General features: G+C 50.0%; 14 protein-coding genes. 7 read left to right on the top strand and 7 right to left on the bottom strand.

Features of this window, described 5'->3' with window-relative positions; all coding sequences use genetic code 11:
* The first annotated feature begins 6 nt into the window (after positions 1-6).
* Positions 7-957: a carbamate kinase family protein gene (locus KGP17_RS06885; RefSeq protein ID WP_223499079.1), complete on the top strand. Its 951-nt coding sequence runs from the start codon at positions 7-9 to the stop codon at positions 955-957.
* 13 nt (positions 958-970) lie between these two features.
* Entirely contained in the window at positions 971-2,365 is a 1,395-nt protein-coding gene (locus KGP17_RS06880) for an amidohydrolase family protein (RefSeq protein WP_115158726.1), read from the top strand.
* 107 nt (positions 2,366-2,472) lie between these two features.
* Here the strand turns inward: KGP17_RS06880 and KGP17_RS06875 are convergent, their stop codons facing one another.
* From KGP17_RS06875 to murQ, 4 genes are all read right to left on the bottom strand, one after another.
* On the bottom strand, positions 2,473-4,773 hold the full coding sequence (locus KGP17_RS06875; RefSeq protein ID WP_223499078.1) for a hypothetical protein: 2,301 nt from the start codon (positions 4,771-4,773) through the stop codon (positions 2,473-2,475).
* A gap of 84 nt (positions 4,774-4,857) precedes the next feature.
* Positions 4,858-5,049 (bottom strand): hypothetical protein, encoded by a 192-nt coding sequence (locus KGP17_RS06870; RefSeq protein WP_223499077.1) that lies wholly within the window; start codon positions 5,047-5,049, stop codon positions 4,858-4,860.
* Positions 5,050-5,181: 132 nt separating this feature from the next.
* Entirely contained in the window at positions 5,182-6,633 is a 1,452-nt protein-coding gene (gene murP, locus KGP17_RS06865) for a PTS N-acetylmuramic acid transporter subunit IIBC (protein ID WP_209523161.1), read from the bottom strand.
* A gap of 2 nt (positions 6,634-6,635) precedes the next feature.
* On the bottom strand, positions 6,636-7,544 hold the full coding sequence (gene murQ, locus KGP17_RS06860; protein WP_223499076.1) for an N-acetylmuramic acid 6-phosphate etherase: 909 nt from the start codon (positions 7,542-7,544) through the stop codon (positions 6,636-6,638).
* Between the two features lie 228 nt (positions 7,545-7,772).
* Between murQ and KGP17_RS06855 the strand changes: the two genes are divergently transcribed.
* The 4 genes from KGP17_RS06855 (at position 7,773) to KGP17_RS06840 (ending at position 13,250) form a co-directional block, all read left to right on the top strand.
* Complete coding sequence (locus KGP17_RS06855) at positions 7,773-8,633, top strand: SIS domain-containing protein (protein WP_059200098.1); 861 nt, start codon at positions 7,773-7,775, stop codon at positions 8,631-8,633.
* A gap of 279 nt (positions 8,634-8,912) precedes the next feature.
* Positions 8,913-10,778 (top strand): glycoside hydrolase family 3 protein, encoded by a 1,866-nt coding sequence (locus KGP17_RS06850; RefSeq protein WP_071682319.1) that lies wholly within the window; start codon positions 8,913-8,915, stop codon positions 10,776-10,778.
* Between the two features lie 18 nt (positions 10,779-10,796).
* On the top strand, positions 10,797-11,882 hold the full coding sequence (locus tag KGP17_RS06845) for a hypothetical protein (RefSeq protein ID WP_223499075.1): 1,086 nt from the start codon (positions 10,797-10,799) through the stop codon (positions 11,880-11,882).
* Between the two features lie 36 nt (positions 11,883-11,918).
* Positions 11,919-13,250, top strand: a complete 1,332-nt coding sequence (locus KGP17_RS06840) for an exo-beta-N-acetylmuramidase NamZ domain-containing protein (protein ID WP_223499074.1) — start codon at positions 11,919-11,921, stop codon at positions 13,248-13,250.
* Positions 13,251-13,466: 216 nt separating this feature from the next.
* On the opposite strand, the gene KGP17_RS06835 is transcribed toward KGP17_RS06840, so the two are convergent.
* Positions 13,467-13,706, bottom strand: coding sequence for a DUF1127 domain-containing protein (locus KGP17_RS06835; RefSeq protein WP_115158721.1), 240 nt, complete (start codon positions 13,704-13,706; stop codon positions 13,467-13,469).
* A gap of 165 nt (positions 13,707-13,871) precedes the next feature.
* Between KGP17_RS06835 and KGP17_RS06830 the strand changes: the two genes are divergently transcribed.
* On the top strand, positions 13,872-15,323 hold the full coding sequence (locus tag KGP17_RS06830; RefSeq protein ID WP_021805391.1) for a PLP-dependent aminotransferase family protein: 1,452 nt from the start codon (positions 13,872-13,874) through the stop codon (positions 15,321-15,323).
* Between the two features lie 96 nt (positions 15,324-15,419).
* Here KGP17_RS06830 and KGP17_RS06825 read toward each other — a convergent pair whose 3' ends face one another.
* Both KGP17_RS06825 and KGP17_RS06820 read right to left on the bottom strand, forming a co-directional pair.
* Positions 15,420-15,992, bottom strand: a complete 573-nt coding sequence (locus KGP17_RS06825; protein ID WP_094981152.1) for a helix-turn-helix transcriptional regulator — start codon at positions 15,990-15,992, stop codon at positions 15,420-15,422.
* Positions 15,993-16,133: 141 nt separating this feature from the next.
* Positions 16,134-17,315, bottom strand: a complete 1,182-nt coding sequence (locus KGP17_RS06820) for a fimbrial protein (RefSeq protein ID WP_021805392.1) — start codon at positions 17,313-17,315, stop codon at positions 16,134-16,136.

The following is a 17,315-nucleotide window of genomic DNA, read 5'->3' as shown; positions in this document are numbered from 1 at the left end:
ACCCAGATGAAAGAACTCGTCGTCGTCGCCATTGGTGGCAACAGCATTATCAAAGACAACGCCAGTCAGACCGTAGAACATCAGGCCGAGGCGGTGAAAAAGGTCGCAGACTCGGTGCTGGAGATGCTGGCATCGGATTACCACATCGTACTCACCCACGGCAACGGCCCGCAGGTGGGGCTGGAGTTGCGCCGTGCCGAAGTGGCTCACGAACATGAAGGGCTACCGCTGACCCCGCTGGCCAACTGCGTGGCGGATACCCAAGGCGGTATCGGCTATCTCATTCAGCAGGCACTCAATAACCGCCTGGCGCAGCATGGCGGGCAGAAAGCGGTAACCGTCATCACGCAGGTTGAAGTGGATAAACAGGATCCCGCCTTCACCACCCCAACCAAGCCGATTGGCGCTTTCTTTAGCGAACAACAGCGCGATGCGTTATTGCAGCAATACCCAAGCTGGCGGTTTGTCGAGGACTCTGGCCGCGGCTATCGCCGGGTGGTCGCCTCACCGGAACCCATCAGGATCGTGGAAGCCGACGCAATCAAGGCACTCACGCAGCAAGGGTTTGTGGTGATCGGCGCGGGTGGCGGTGGCATCCCTGTCGCGCGTGATCCACAAGGGGATTACCAAAGCGTCGATGCGGTGATCGATAAAGATCTCTCCACTGCCCTGCTCGCCAGGGAAATCCGCGCCGACGTGCTGGTGATCACCACTGGCGTAGAGAAAGTGTGCATTCACTTCGGCAAACCGAATCAGCAGGCGTTAGGCCAGGTGAACGTGGCCGAAATGACCCGCTATATGGCAGAGGGGCACTTCCCTGCTGGCAGCATGCTGCCGAAGATCGTCGCCAGCCTGGCGTTCTTGCGCGATGGCGGCAAACGCGTCGTCATCACCTCGCCGGATTGCCTCCCCGCCGCACTGCGCGGTGAAACGGGCACCCATATCGTTAACCTCTGAGAGGGAAGAACAGATGAATGAGAACAAAAGCCGCCGTGAGTTTTTGAGCCATAGTGGCAAAGTGGCTGCGGCCTGCGCACTATTGGGTGCAACCTCCTCCGTCGGTTATGCTGCTACCCCGGCAACCGCGAACTGTGAGACGGACCAGCGCATGAAAATTAGCGACAAACACTATTATCTGGATAACGTACTGCTGGAGGCGGGTTTCGAATTTGACGGAGCAACGCCGGTCAGTACCCACACCGAACTGAAAACGCTGGAAATCAACCAGGGCAAGATCGTTGCCCTGCGCGATAACCGCCAGCATGCGGACAGTACGCTGCCGGTCTACGACGCTGGCGGCAAACTGATGCTGCCCGCCATGCGTGATATGCACATCCATCTGGACAAAACCTTTTACGGTGGCCCATGGCGTTCGCTGAATCGCCCGGCAGGCACCACCATCAAGGATATGATTCGGCTGGAGCAGAAACTGCTGCCGGAGCTGCAACCTTACACCCAAGAACGGGCCGAAAAGCTGATCGATCTGATTCAGTCCTACGGTTCCACTACCGCTCGCAGCCATTGCAACGTTGAGCCAACCTCCGGCCTGAAAAACCTGGAGAATCTGCAAGAAGTGCTGGCACGTCGCAAGTCTGGCTTTGACTGCGAAATTGTCGCGTTCCCACAGCATGGCCTACTGTATTCAAAATCAGAGCCGCTGATGCGTGAGGCAATGCAGGCAGGAGCACACTACGTCGGTGGCCTGGACCCGACCAACGTCGATGGCGCAATGGAAAAGTCGCTCGATAGCATGTTCCAGATCGCGCTGGATTATAACAAAGGGGTGGACATCCACCTGCACGAAACCAGCCCGGCAGGCATTGCGGCGGTGAACTACATGGTGGCAACCGTCGAGAAAACGCCACAACTCAAGGGCAAACTGACCATTAGCCACGCCTTTGCGTTGGCGATGATGAATGAACAGCAGGTCGATGAAATCGCCACCCGCATGGCGGCGCAGCAAATCACTATTGCCAGCACGGTACCGATTGGCACTATGCATATGCCACTCAGCCAACTGCGCAAGAAAGGCGTGTTCTTGATGACCGGCACCGACAGCGTGATCGACCACTGGTCGCCGTATGGCCTGGGTGACATGTTGGAGAAAGCCAATCTCTATGCCCAGCTCTACATTCGCCCGAATGAGGGAACCTTATCGCGCTCGCTGGCTATCGCCACCGGTGATGTCTTACCGCTGAACGATAAGGGCGAACGCGTATGGCCGAAAGCCCAGGACGATGCCAGCTTCGTGCTGGTTGATGCTTCCTGCTCCGCCGAGGCGGTAGCGCGTATTTCCCCAAGGACCGCCACGTTCCATAAGGGCGAGATGGTTTGGGGCCACGTTGGACAAGGCAGTAAGGCTTGAGGGTTTTTGTGGGATTTTAAATTGCATTAAGCCCCCTTGCCGATAGAGAGGGGGCCACGTCAAAAACCTTAGGACGCTAGTTTTAAAGCGTATTTAAGTTACCCTCATTACGGCTCAGGAACCTGCTGCAATGGCTGATGGTTCCGCCAATCTTTCACCTGACGCAGATCGAAAAAGGTGCAATGGCGCAGATCCGGAGCCCACATCTTCAGATAGTCACCCTGCACGTCATAATCTCCGTATTTGGGAGGAAGGATGATCTCTCCCTGCTCGCTGAATATCCCCAAATGCCGCTCGTTGCTGTCGGGTTGTGAGACCATAATGGCATAACCATCAATTTCAGGAAGATAGCTCAACTGGCTACCGGGATGGTTAAACAGCACTCGTCCTTGCCGATTAATCAGGCTGACCTGTTGTTTTTCCCCAACTACCATCAACTTATCGCTATCCTTAATGATATCAATACGCTTACCCGTTGCCAGTACCTTTCCCTCAACATCGATCAGGTACTGGCGCTCCACATTTCTGGCATACTTGTCTTTGCCAGGGGTGAGATCGTTAGCTATAAAGATACCATCCTGCCATTGCAGTTCGTCCCAAGTGGGCTTCACCAGCCAGCGGAGACGGCTGAGATCATAGAGCCCCAGATTGTCACCCTCGCCAGCAACCATCAGCCGATTATCAATAAGGTCTTCGAAGACTGGCATATGCAGCAGCAGCTTGCCCCGCTCATCAAAGATAAAGCCGTCCGGCGTTTGGCTGTAACTAAAATCCCCATGATCTTGCCATTTCCTGGCTACAATAAAGGACTGATGCTCGCTGAATTCAAAATAACCGTCCGTCGGATTTGGGATCAGCAAGTTACCCCTGCTATCAATCAAGCCTTCATTTATCACAAAAAACCGATCGGTCGGCTCGCCTGGGACATACCGCTTGATACTATACTTAAATAAATTTTTTCGCTCTTCGGCGGGAATTTTTAACAGCGTAGTAGTGTCAAGTTGGCGAAGCACCGATATTAGTAGTATCCGCTCTGCCAAGTTACTTACCTCATTAGGCACGGTAAATTTCAGCGTCAGCCCATTACCCGCATCACGATAATAGTCATAACCTTCTTCGCCTGTATCACCATAAACCAAGATATCTCCGAATTGTTTACCTTCTGGGTGCTCCCGCTGAGCTTCACTCATCAGTTCGGCTACAGGCTTGGCAAACAACGCAATATCAATATCACGCTTAAAGTCTTGAGAGCTAAATTTTATTGCTACCCTCCCCATCGATGACCCAGGATCAACAAATCGCAAGGGTTTTTCCAAATTATTTTCCACGGCTTGGCGAATAGCCTGATGAATCTCAACAATGTCAAACAGCTCACTCACCTTTGCCTGATACTTCTTCTCCAACTCTGCCTGTGGCAGGATGATATCGGCCATCGAAATCAGGTTGTTGCCACGATAACGCCAGTCCATGGTACGTAAAAAAGAAAATGCGGTTGCCGCATCGTTGAGCGATTTTGTATGGCTCAGACCGATAAAATAGCGTTTCGCCACGTCGTCGTATTGAACATAAAGCGATTCCAAAGCGCCAGACTGGTTATAATAAACGGCCCCATTGGCTGACTGGAACACCACCCCACGCTCTTCAGACAACCACGTCACCAAGCTGAAGTCCTCTCTTTTGCCGTTAACCACCATCAGGTCTCCTTGGATCCCCAGCGACGGATCGGCGAAGCTATAGATCAGGGTATGCTTATCATCCTTATCGATAACCAGCCGATTCATTCGTCGCAGGTAGATCCCGGACTCTCTGCGGTTCAGCGACGCTTCAACCTTCAAGGGCAACTTAATGTCAAAACCACCAGAAGGGGAAAACAGCAGCCCAGCAAAATCAGCCATCGGGATTTGCTTGAATTCTTCACGCTCATGATCAAGCTGCACCTGCCAGGCTTTGACCTGCTGTGCAAAATTCTGTTTTAGCTCCACTAATTTTGGTGACGCAGTATCCGCTTTTTTTAACGTTGAGGTAATCTCACAAGAATAAAAACCGCAAGCCCAGGTTTTGTCCGATACTAGCGTGATGGTATGATTACGTCCGGGCTTGATATTGTACCAGACATCGTTTAACTCCACTCGCCCACCCTGCACCTTGCTGCTGGTTTTACGGCCATCCATATACCAAGCTATCTCTTTCGCAGTCACACTGAAATAGACGTCATCCAGAGAGTTCTTCAGTGAAGCAACCATCTGTTTTTGAAACCCATCACGATCGCTGCTATCGTCTTGGTCGTGACTATTATCAAACTTGATTTGAACATCTTCAATCAGGTAATCACCGGCTTCACTATTATTTTCTCCATCGCATCCCGTCAGGAGTAATACTACCATTGCAATAGTTACATACTTCTTCATCACACGCTCCCTATGGACTTCTTTTAAAAATTCACCACGCGTTACTCTGATAAAAAACCGTATGAACGAGGCTAGTCAGGCACATCAATGGAAAAGCCACCAATAGGCCGTACCCAACACGCAAAAAAATGCCGATACCGAGATTAGTATCCGCACCCACATGCGGCCTTTAGTCAAAGAAAAAACGAAATGGGCAATGTTATAAGCTAATTCAACGAAAAATGAAATAACCCCTATAACAAGCCTGAATAATACCTCACCGATAATCTCTAACATTCCATGTCCTTACTATCCAGAAAGGCCACACCGTATCAGCTAGCCGAACAATAAGCCACTAACTGACCGGGAAAAACAAACGCAAAATGGCCCCGCAAGCAGGACCATTCATTACACGACACAAGCAGTAAATCAGCTTAAATCCACATCCTTGCTGCCAAACAGCCAGGTCAGAATAAATCCGGCAATATAGGAGATCAATATACCGGCGACATACACCAGCATGCCCGCGAAAATCCCCTTGGCTGAGGTCATTAATGGAATCGACACCAGACCCGAAGGACCAAACACCGTATTCAGCCCCACCGGCAACCCCATCCAAGCAACCAGACCGATAAAGAAACCACCGACCGCGCCCCCCAGACAGGCGGTAACGAATGGCTTCAGGCGCGGTAAGGTGACACCATAAATCAGCGGCTCACCAATCCCCAGCAGGCCGGGGAAAATGGCCCCCTTAATCTGGGTACGCAGCAGAGAGCCTTTAGGCGAGCGAGCAAACAGTGCCAGCGACGCCCCCACCTGCCCTGCACCGGCCATCGCCAGAATAGGGAACAGCGAGTTAAAGCCCTGCGCATCCATCAAGGCAAAGTAAACCGGCACAAAGCCCTGATGAATGCCAAATACGACGGCAATCAGGAACAACCCGGCCAGAATGGCGGTGCCGAACGGGTTGCCGTTCAGGTGCATAAACAGCCATGACATGCCCTTAAACAACTCACCGCCAACCGGCATGATCACCACAAAGGTAATAGCGCCAGTGATCAGCAGGGTAATTGACGAGGTCAGGATCATATCCAGATTATCGGGGATCACCCGACGTACCTGCCTTTCGATCCATGCGCCCAAGATACAGGCCAGTAGAACCCCAATGATGTTACCGCGTGGGTCGATCGCCAGCCCAAAAAAGTCGCTCATCCCTGCGTAGTAGCCGGTAGTCCCTTCTGGTACATAGCGTAAAACAAACAGCGAAGCGATGATCGCACCGTTAACCCCGGTGCCACCAAAGGCCTTCTGAGTGTTAAAGCCAATCAGGATACTGAGGAAGGTAAACAAACCGATGCTGAACACTTTCATGTAAGCGATCAGACCTTTGAGCCATGCGGCCGGCGCCACGCCCTCCACGATCAGCGTTTGCTGCATCAGGGTAGCGATCCCCAACAACAACCCTGCGGCAATAAAACCTGGGATCAACGGCGTAAAAATCGTGGCAAACTTAGTCAGAAAATTATGCACCGCACTATTTTGCTTGGCTTTCATCTGCTGCTTGTTTTCACTTGCCAAGGTCTGCAAGTCAGCTTGCTCGGCATTTCCCCGTTCCTGCTGCGGCTGCGCCGTTAACAACGCATTCATCATCTCGCTGGCAGTTTGCGCTTTGCCAGGACCAAGGATAACCTGCAGTTGATCGTCGCCGTTAACTACCCCCATTACGCCAGGGATCTTCTTCAACTCATCGACTCGTATTTGCTGACGATCTTTTAACGTCAGACGCAGCCTGGTCATGCAGTTACCGCAGATAATGATATTTTTACTGCCACCCACCAGGAGTAAAATTTGCTCTATCATAGGAACGGTGATTTTCGCCATGGTTATGCCTGTATCCCTTGCAGTGCTTGACGGATAAATCCTTTGTTTTTACTCAAAACCGCGCTGGCCTCAGGTGCAGACAAGCCGCCGAGGATCATGACAATCGCGGTTTTGCAGTGGCGCTGACATTGATTAAGTGCCTCTTCCGCCTCTTCCGGGCTGCACTCCGTGGCTTCGACCACGATATTAACCTGGCGCTGTATAAGCTTGGCGTTGGTGGCCTCCACATCGACCATCAGGTTGCTGTAAACCTTGCCGCTGCGGATCATCGTACCGGTGGTGATCATATTCAGAATTAACTTCTGCGCCGTTCCCGCTTTCATGCGCGACGACCCCGTCACCACTTCTGGGCCCACCACCGGTTCAATGGCGATATCCGCCGCCTGGCTCATTGCGCTATTTGGATTGCATGAGATGGCCACGGCAGTCGCCCCAACGCTACGAGCATACGCCATAGCCCCCAGTACATAAGGGGTGCGGCCACTCGCTGCGATACCAACCAGCACATCACGTGCATTGAAACCGAGATTACGCAGATCCTGTTCGCCCATTTGCGGATTATCTTCGGCATTTTCTACCGCCTGTAAAATCGCGGTATGGCCCCCAGCGATCAGCCCAACCACCTGCTCACGCGGTGTACCGTATGTTGGTGGGCACTCACTGGCATCCAGGATCCCCAACCGGCCAGAAGTCCCCGCACCGCAATAAATCAATCGGCCACCGCAGGCAAAAGCGTCTACCACCAGATCCACTACCCTGGCGATTGCTGGCAAGGTAGCAGCTACCGCCAGCGGCACTTTTTGGTCTTCGCTGTTGATCACGGCGAGCATATCCAGAGTGGGCAACGTATCAATTTGCGAACTGGCCGGGTTGCGGCTTTCCGTCACCATCTGGCTTAAATTTATCTTCATAGGGGCTTCCAATGGGTTAAGATTTTCGACAATGTTAAGGAATTATTTATTCGGCAAATGTGATAATCGTCACGGTAAGTCGATTCCAGGCGCGAGGTAAAGCAGGAATAAAGCGCAAAAAAAACCGCCATTTAAATTTTAATTTTCAACAATTTCAAATGAATAAGTCAAAGGAATGAAAAGACCCCGAACTGGAATAATCTATTACACACAGTGGAGATATTGTTGATGTCAGTCCTGAACGAAATCACCTGGTTGCTGCCAAGCCTGGCCGAAAACCAGCAAAAAATCGCTAAATATATCCTTGATAACCCGGAAGCCGTCCTGAGCATGTCTTCATCCCAGTTTGCTGAAGATGCTGGTGTCAGCCAGTCAGCCATCGTCAAGTTTAGCCAGAAAATCGGCATGAAAGGCTTCCCCGCACTGAAAATTGCCATCAGTGAGGAGCTGGGCAGAAATAACCTGTTCAAGTCCTCTCCGCATAAGGCCTTGCATAACGCCATCTCGTCGGAAGATTCTTTGATGGTGGTGGCACAAAAACTGGCTCATGAGAAAAATACCGCCATCGTAGAGACGACAAAAAGGATCGATTTCCCCATTTTCCAACGGGTGGTTGATATCATCGATAACGCTCAACGCGTGCAGATCGTGGGTATTTGGGGCTCGGGCCTCACCGCCAAAGATTTGAGCTACAAATTACAAAAGATCGGTATCCTGAGCCTGGTGGAAGCCGACCTTCACGTCCAGATCGCCACCGCACAGGCGCTAACCCCCAAAGACGTTCAAATCGTTATTTCTTTCAGTGGCCGCAGGAAAGATATGCATATCGCCGCCTCGATGGCAAAAGCACAGGGAGCGACGGTGGTCGCCATAACCGGCAGCAAGGACAATCCTTTAGCCAAAATAGCCGATTATGTATTGGAAAGTGTCTCTGATGAAAACGAGTGGCGGAGTTCTTCGATTTCGTCCAGAACCGCACAGAATACCCTGACGGATTTGATTTTCCTGGCGTTAATGCAACGACGCAAAGAGATAGCCAAACCTCTGGTGCTGAATGCGAGCATGACCATTAATAATCTGGACGACTGACCAGCAGAAAAAACCGAATACCATTAAAACAATGACAAGAATTATCTTAACTTTTTATGACAGGGTTAAAATAATTACCGCAAGATATTCTTGCCCTTAAAGGGTTATTCTTTGCTCGCCCCCTTTACCAATCAAGCTGGTCGATACAATGCCGGTATAAAAAACCGGCATTATTCCTTTACGCATCACAAACACGAATCGATCAACTGTGATAATTATCACTTTATTACCTGATTTGGAATGTACAATCGCCGGAAATTGATACCTCGGAGTCATCCCATGAAAAAAATAATACCGGCCATCTTTTTATTTAGTGCCGGAAGCTACGCGGCCGCTATTCCAGAAGCCCAACTAAAAGAAATGTGGCTTTCCCCCAAAGACGCGGCTGAAAAGCTCAGTACCGACATGAGTTTTGCAGAAAAACTCGGGCAAATGTTGATGGTTGACATTCGTTCCTGGGATGAAAACAGTAGCGAAAGTAAAACGCCTTTTATTGAGATGAATACCCACGTCAGTAAAATGATGACTGACTATCATTTGGGCTCAGTGATCCTGTTCCGTGAAAACCTGATTAACACCCCACAAACGGTTGAGTTGATTAATAATTTCCAGCATGCACGGACTAATTTACCGCTGTTTATCAGTACCGATCAGGAAGGCGGATATGTTACTCGTCTACGTGTGGGCACCGAGATGCCGGGCAATATGGCCTTGGGGGCTACCGGTGTGGCCGATTTAGCCAAACAGGCTGGGAATATTCATGGTTATGAGTTAACCAGCCTTGGGTTTAACTTTAACTTTGGGCCGGTAGTGGATGTGAATAACAACCAGAATAATCCAGTCATCGGCGTTCGCTCTTATTCCGACGATCCGATTCTGGTTGGGCAATTAGCTCGCAGCTATATCGAAGGTATTCACCAATATCCGGTGCTCACCTCTCTGAAGCACTTCCCTGGGCACGGCAACGTCGCCTCGGATACCCATTTTGCCCTCCCCAGCGTCAACACGGATAAGGCTTCATGGCAACAGACCGAACTGAAACCCTTTGTCGACGTGATGCCCGATACCGATGCCATCATGACCGCCCATGTGGTGGTGCCAGCGCTTGATAGCACCCTCCTGACCAACATCAAGGGAGAGAAAATCGGTACCCCGGCCACCTTATCCAAAGCAATCTTGACCGATACCCTGCGTAATCAACTCAAGTTTGATGGGCTGATCCTGACGGATGCCATGGACATGGGGGCCATTACCGGCAATTTTGACCGTCATTGGTCCATCAAGCAGGCTATTTTAGCCGGTAATGATATTGTCTTGATGCCTATAGGGATTAAAGACAGCGCCAGTATTGAACAACTCGGCGAACTGTATGCTTATTTGCAGGCCGAAGCGGAAAAAGATCCGGTGCTGAAGCGACGCATTGAAGATTCTGCGCAGCGGGTGATTTATACCAAGCTCAGCAAACGCATCTCCCCTGCGCCTCATGATGCTGCCACGGCTGAAACCATTGTCGCCTCCAAGGCGCACAAGGATCTGGAAAACGCCATTTCGGAGCAGGCCATTACGCTGATCAAAAACGACCGGGTGCTGCCTTATGCGCTTAAAGCACAAAACAACATCATGGTCTTTTCGGACGAAGGCCCGCGCAATGAGTTAATCAACAAGCATTTAGCTCAGATTGCCAATGAGTTGAAAGTGGGCTTAAACGTCAAAGATCAGGTGGTTAAACTGGATCAGGACACATTAACAACGGAAGAAATTGAGCAGCAACTGCAAGATCAACAGTTGGTTATCCTGGCCACCTACAACCTGAAGCTCAACCCGGCCAACGCCCAACGCATCATCGACGTCGCCAATAAGCAAAATATCCCTCTGGTGGTGATTGCAACGCGTAATCCCTATGACATCGCTTATTTATCGGGCGTAAAAGCCAATATTGCGATTTATGGTATTACCGGTTTTGATGTGACCAATAACGTCCGTAACAGCCTGGAAACCAACATCCGCAGTGGTTTAAGAACGCTATTCAAGGGGCCAACAGGGGAGAGCCTCGCAACGCCTCACGGTAAATTACCGGTTGATATTAAAACACCAGATAATAATAACGTGCTCTACCCACGCGGTTACGGATTAACAGCATTATAATATCTCTGAAGGTAAAACATGAAGATCTTAACAGGGCTAGTGATTTTCAGTGCTGTTCTCATGGCACAACCGGTATTGGCTGATGAGTCTGAGTCGGATTATGATCAGGAGATCATCAAACTCAATAAACGTATTCAGCAAATCGAAAAAGAAAAGAAAGCAGCACAGGATAAGCTTAAACAGCAAACCTGGCGCTTCGATACCTATATTGGTACCGAGCAGGAGATAGACAGTGACGATCGCTGGAAATATATTCGCGGGAGTGTAGCGACCTCGCCTTATGTCGGTGCCTTTATTTACCAGAATGATTCATTATGGCTGTATGACGTTCAGTTTTTGAAAACCTATCTGGATAATACGCCAGAATATGACCGCACACGTTGGCAAGCAGGCGTCACCAGAACGTTTCCATTCACTCTGGCGGGGAAAAATGGCAACACCAAATTGCGCCTCGGTTATCGTAACGACAACTGGCATTATCCGTCTATCAGCAACCCAGCTCTGGCAGCACCGGAATACAAAGGGGATATCCGCAAGGGCGAGGAGCGGCACGAGATCTGGATCCGTCCACAAGCCTATTACAAGTACTCTGATAGCCTGAGCTTTAATGCCAGCCTCTCCTTCCGCCTGATTGACCGCAAGTTGGATTATGCGCGGGCAAAAGGAGATTATGGGGTTTATAAACGCGATTGGAGCCAGATCAATGAGCACTTCGCGGGGGCGAACCTGACGTTTAACCAGAAAAACTCCCTCTGGCTGAACTATCTGTATATCGATGAGCAACTGGTCAATACGCTGTATAACAAGGAGCATTTCTTGTGGGCGATTTACCGTTACAAGTTCGATAGTGGCGTGATGTTAATGCCTTATACCCGCCAGGCGCTGACCAAAGGGACACAAAGCTTCCGCGACTCCAGAAACCAGGAAACGGTTTATAAAGAGAAAGACCGAAGCCGCTACGGCTTCCAGGCAATCTATCCGTTTACCAAGCAGACGTCGCTGTTTGTCGACAGTTACTACCGCCCGGAACAAACCTGGATGAATGGTGATAAAACCAGCAACAACTTCTGGTTCTGGGCGCTGGAACTGCGGCATAACTTCTGACGGGTATTTGACCCTATTAATGGAGGGAAACAAGGAATGAGACACCTGCTACTGACGGTATTATTCCTGTGCTCGTCGTTGGCTATCAGCGCTGGCTATGCCAGCGCTGTACCAGGCATAGTGCTAGGCGTCGATCGGGAACAAATCTATGGGCCACTGCTTAAAAATAAACGCGTCGGCCTGATGGTGAACCAAAGCTCAATCAATAAACAGGGCCGGCACACCATCGATAAATTGCTCGCCGAGCAGGAGAAATATCAATTTACCGTGACCACCCTGTTCTCGGTAGAACACGGTATCCGTGGTAATGCCGATGCCGGGCTGGGCGACGATAACCATATCGATAAGCACAGCGGCCTGCCTATCGTGTCTTTGTATGGCCGGGATGAGGATGGGCGGTCTCGCGCCCATCCCACCGAGGCACAGTTAGCCAATGTCGATATCGTTATCTACGATCTGCAGGATGTGGGCGTGCGTTTCTTTACCTACACCATTTCCCTGCACCACATGCTGGAAAGCCTGCAAAAATATCATAAGAAAATGATGGTATTCGACCGGCCCAACCCGCTAGGCAGCCATGTGTATGGCCCTATTCTTGAGGAGGCAAATATCTCGGGGATTGGTATGCATCCAATACCAATGGTGCACGGGCTCACCTCGGGGGAGTTTGCCCGCATGATCACCGGCGAGGGTTGGCTGACGAATTTCAATGATACCAACTGGCAGGCCTTTGGCATCAAAGAGTATCAGTTCCCCGCTGAAGACCTGATGGTTATCAGCATGGCTAACTACCGGCATGACACCCCATATTCACTGCCAGTACGGCCATCGCCGAACCTGCGCAGCGATCTGGCTATCCAACTCTACCCTTCTTTGGGGCTGTTTGAAGCCACCAGCGTCAATATGGGCAGAGGTTCAGACCATCCGTTTGAACAACTGGGTTTTCCTACGCGTCAGTTTTACGTCAATACCTGCTATCAGGTGGATATCAACCAGCAGAAAACCGGCTGGCCACAGGCAGGCAAGGAAGTGTGCGGGGAGATTTTGACCGCTACAGATATCAGCCAGGTTAAACCAACGATACGTTACCTGGTCGACTGGTGGTTCAAATTCAAGACTGCGGGCTATGAGATGGTGATCCCTGCGGCAAAAGAAGCGCAGTACCTGGATTATCAGGAGGAGTTCTTCTTGATACGCCCTCAGTGGCTGGCCAAGCTCACCGGCACCAGCAAACTGGTGACGCTGCTCAATGACGCAAGCGAAAGAAAACTGTCTGTTGATGAAACGGTCCAGTTCATCGAGGCCCAGTGGCAACCCGAAGTGGATAGCTATATGCAACTGCGGGAGAAATATAAGCTTTACCCTTAACGAACCTGCAATGACACAAGGGGCGTAGCATGTTACGCCCCTTACAAACTCAGCCATTATCACGTTATCAAGCTTTCCCTTTTCCAATGTCTTTGACTTTTGGTGGCGGTAGTCTTTGCCACCATTTTTTTGTGAGTCACCGTTCAATGGGCGCGTCATGCCATCGAGATGAGGTTTCTATGGCCCCCTCTTATGTTCTACTCACCTTACCCTGACTCAGCGCCAGAACGGACGGCTGTAGTCTCGCTTGATATCATCCCGGCGTAGACCGATATCCTTTAGCTGATCGCTATTCAGCCTTGCTAGCGTATTGGCAGCTTTGCGCCGCTCATTCCATCGATTTGCCCATCTGTATGCTTTTAACCATAAACGGACAAAAATATGACGGCGTTTGTTTTTTGTTCCCTCAGCTGACAAGCAGCCACCATCAATTTGATTTTCAATAACATTACTCATAATCAGCTCCCCGTCAGTCGATGAGCCTTTAGCATGATGCTTGGGTGAAAAACATTACAGATGCAAAGCCCGGCTATTATTTCCATACAGATATGTGCTAAACAGTCTGAATGGTAAAAATCAGCGCCATCTGTACTGGTCCCCTCTCTTTATCAGGTGTTATCTATGACTCGCTACCAACAATTAGCCGATATCCTTAGCCAGCGCATCAAAGAAGGGTTGTATGTGCCCGGAGAGCGGCTGCCTTCCGTTCGGGTGTTGAGTGACGAGCACGGGGTCAGTATCAGCACCGTACAGCAGGCCTATCGGCAGCTTGAAGAGTGCCTGCTGATCGAAGCGCGGCCGAAATCGGGATACTTCGTGCGCTGTAGCTCAAATCTTCCAGCGTTACCCGCGCTATGCAGCCATGCACAAAGGCCGGTCGAGATATCTCAGTGGGAAAATACGCTGGAGTTTTTGAAGGCCAGCGCGCAAGACAATGTGCTACATCTGGGCGTCGGCACGCCGGACCTGTCTGGCCCAGGCCTGAAAATACTCAGCCGTTTGCTGGCCCGTATCAGCCTGCATCAAAGCGAGGAAGTGCTGGATTACGACAGTATTTACGGCACCACGGTGCTACGTGAGCAGATTGCCCGCCTGATGCTGGACAGTGGCAATCATCAATCGGCAGACAATATCATCATTACCTCTGGCTGCCATGGTGCACTGGCTATTGCCTTAGGGGCCGTTTGCCAACCTGGCGATATTGTGGCGGTGGATTCCCCCAGCTTTCATGGCGCGATGCAAACGCTGAAAGGGATGGGGATGAAGGTGATTGAAATCCCCACCGATCCGGTGGTGGGGATCAGCCTGGAGGCGTTGGAAATGGCGCTGGATCAGTGGCCGATTAAAGCCATCCAGCTGACGCCAACCTGTAATAATCCGTTGGGTTACAACATGCCGAATGAGCGCAAGAAAGCGCTGTTGACGCTGGCGCAGCGCTATGACGTGGCGATTATTGAAGACGATGTGTATGGCGCGCTAGCTTATCAATACCCACGCCCGCCGACCATTGCCTCCTTCGATGAGGATGGCCGCGTATTGCTATGTAGCTCCTTCTCTAAAACCGTTGCGCCCGGTCTGCGGGTTGGCTGGATTTCTCCAGGGCGTTACTTAGAGAAAGCGTTACATATGAAGTACATTTCCGCCGGGCGGGTCCCTACCTTACCGCAATTGGCTATGGCTGAATTTATTAAGCAAGGACATTACCTCCAGCATTTACGCCGCATGCGCCGCCAGTATCAACGTAATCGCGACATTATGACGGGTTGGATCATGAAGTATTTCCCGCCGAATACCTGCCTGAGCAGACCGCAAGGGAGCTTTATGTTATGGGTGGAGCTGCCTTATGGATTCGATAGCCTGCGCCTGAACCGCTGCTTGTTGCCACAAGGTATACAGATTGCCGTCGGATTTATCAGCTCTGCGGCAGGAAAATACCGCAATTGCCTACGGCTCAGTTACAGCAAGCCCATGACCCGCGAGATTGAGCATGCGATTCAAAAGGTGGGTAACACGATTTATGAATTGCTGGAGGTGGAACAGCCAGCAATAGCGGCGGAAAAGCAAAACCAATAAGCCAGTTATCAGTAGGATGCTTGGTGCCACCGGCCCACACGGCGATGGCCCATATCGTTGCTAACGATCCGAAAATGGAACTCAAGATGGTAAATATCAATAAATCGCCATCCTGAGCACCTCTTTTCTCACTGGCCATATTTCGAACATATTTCGCCCCCCAAGCTTAATAAAAGCATTCCGCCGGTGTGTATAGACTGTTTTTATCGAGATACATAAAAACTGGCTAATAGAAGTGGCATTCATACCATTAATCGTATGAGTGAGTATGGTTTTTTCTCTTTTGGTTAACTTCCCTTTTTGCAAATCTATCGAAGGTTTCTCATGCTCAAAATCTTCAGTTATCTTATCTAGAATATTTTCAATGTTCGCATAGGGATCCAGTAAAATATTTTTTTCAAAAGCAATGTTGAAGTTTGATCTATTATTTACCGGAATGACAATCAGTCGACCAGGAAGTGGGTTGCTTGAAATTAATAGCAATATTTCATTAATATAATTTGATGTATAGAAAATGTATACATCGTCACTTTTTAAATTATTTCTTGGGATGCTATTCAACTCATGGAAGTCTATATTGCTCACTTCTCTTTCATCGTTTTGGAGATATGCTTTAAGCCCAATGAAGAAATAGTGATTTTCAGTAATGACTTTAATATTCATTGACATGTCATTAGTCCTTATGGTTTATATGTAAAATCCGTTGATATAAACACTTACCGACGGTTTGCCAAGCCCCTAAACAGTATTAATTTTTATAACGGATGACGACGCTCGGGCTGTTTGTTATTTCGGCGTCGTCTTTTATTGTTAATAATAGCTAATGGTAAACGTCACTTTGCCATTCGCTTTGCCCGGTGTAGGCGTTGTCGCCGTTTGAATATAGCGAGCAGCCAGAGGCACACGTATCGTCGAGGTGCCGTCCTTAGGTAAAGTTACGGTTTGTTCAGCCGCAAAATTAAACAGCGTCGGCGTTTGACTGCTCTCTCCCCAACCGAGCTGAATACCTACACCTGAAGCGGCCCCAGCTACCGTCGAATCAATGGCCATAATCCCGTTGGCGGAATCCACAACGGACGTTGCAGGGGTTAATCGCACACCAATAGTGTTATTGAGTGAGGTCGTTGAGGTGCCTGCTCCGGTATTGTAATTCATTAACAATGGCGCATTAGTCGAATTATAAAAACCGTAGAATTTAGGGCAATGAGTCAGGGCAATGGAAGCATCGATCCAGGGGGTTGTTGAATTTAATGCTCTAAAATTCTCAGCGATTGCATAAGTTCCCAATGTCACAGCGACATCCGGCGTCGTGCAGGTTTGCGCTGATACCGTGATTGACCCTTGAAAACTGAAAATCCAATTATATACCGGCAGCCCACTGGTTGCGGCGGCATTAGTGTGGCTGGTTTGTGAAACGTCCATACCCTGCGTAACGGTAGGAAAATTGGCACCACTGGCAGTGTAAATTCCGGGTGTAAGCGGGCCGGTTTTAATCAGCGCGATATTTCGTATATTGCTCTCACCTGATTGGATAAGTAGTCCACCTAATTCTGACCCAAGAAGGTTCTGCGCCTCTGCATAACGCTTGGTTGTTGTTAAGGGGGTTCCCGAGGCACTCAAGATTGCCACGCCGATACCGGGAATACCGGTTTGATAGACTCCGCCTGCATAAGGGCCCGTTGTCAGATTAGCAGAAGGCTGCGGAGTATTTGATACAAACGCTGTGGAAGTATAATAAAGGTATTTTCCAACATCCGACGCTGGCCATTTTATGGTAAAAGTCCCATCTTTCATAATCAGACTCGCCTGGTAGAGCACGGTCCCCACCGGTACATCTACACCGGCAGAAATCTGTGGCGGGCTCAAGGGAACGACTACTGTTTGGACACCGGTGTTTAACGTCACAGTCACAGCGGCCCAGTTAGCAGGGCTGGCTGTCGTTAAAAAAACTCCCCCCAGCACACCTAACAGGTTATTGATCGATAACTTCAT

Origin of the sequence: Serratia sp. JSRIV001 (assembly GCF_019968745.1) — a bacterium.
Classification (GTDB): Bacteria; Pseudomonadota; Gammaproteobacteria; order Enterobacterales; family Enterobacteriaceae; genus Chania; species Chania fonticola_B.
The sequence above is the reverse complement of the archived record's forward strand: the minus strand, read 5'-3'. Positions and strand labels throughout refer to the sequence as shown.